The organism is Mesorhizobium sp. M1088, from assembly GCF_040318575.1.
In the GTDB taxonomy this organism is placed as follows: domain Bacteria; phylum Pseudomonadota; class Alphaproteobacteria; order Rhizobiales; family Rhizobiaceae; genus Mesorhizobium.
Genome location: NZ_JAMYMO010000127.1, coordinates 1 through 738, shown reverse-complemented (window position 1 = coordinate 738; position 738 = coordinate 1). Strand labels below are relative to the sequence as shown.

At 60.8% G+C, this 738-nt stretch carries 1 protein-coding gene; it reads left to right on the top strand.

Annotation, left to right across the window (positions count from 1 at the left end; all coding sequences use genetic code 11):
* A partial coding sequence (locus NKH49_RS34785; RefSeq protein ID WP_502907997.1) for a MerR family transcriptional regulator occupies nucleotides 1-684 on the top strand: 684 nt, incomplete at its 5' end.
* Nucleotides 685-738 lie beyond the last annotated feature (54 nt).

The window sequence follows — 738 nt, the reverse complement described above, 5'->3', positions numbered from 1 at the left end:
GATGCCTCGACATCGGAGCCATCACTTCTGTCGCCAATACACGTCACCGCGCTCGCCGCCGATCTCAAGGCTGTATGGGCGGCGCCGACGACGGATGCAAGGCTCAAGAAGCGCATCGTTCGCACCGTCATCCGGGAGGTGGTCGCCGATATCGATGACGAAGCGTCAGAGATCGTTCTTCTGATCCATTGGGTTGGCGGCGTCCATACTGAACTGCGCCTGCCGAAGCGGCGCCGTGGACAGCGCAACAGCACGTCCGGCGATATCATCGCGGCCGTCCGCCAACTGGTGCTCATCGCCAATGATGATCTGATTGCTGGCATCCTCAACCGCAATGGACTGGTGACCGGCCACGGCAATCGATGGACACGCGAACGGGTCACCGCGCACAGGTCGCATCATAAGATCCCTGTCTTCCGGCCAGCGGCGGACGGCAAAGAGCCATGGCTTAACCTGAACAAGGCGGCGCGCCTTCTCGGCGTTGCACCGAAGACCCTCAGGCTCGCCGCCGAGGCGGGCGAGATCGAAGGCGTTCATCCTCTGCCGGATGGTCCATGGGTCTTCAGCCGATCAACGCTTGGCGAACCTGCGGCACAGCGCATCGTTCATCGCGCGCGGCAAAACCCAAAATACCCCACGGGATCGCATCCAGATCAGCAAAACCTATTCACTTCAACGACATAGACAGATGGGTGTTATGAAACAGGATTGTAGTCGGCGCGCCACAGGGCGATGGCG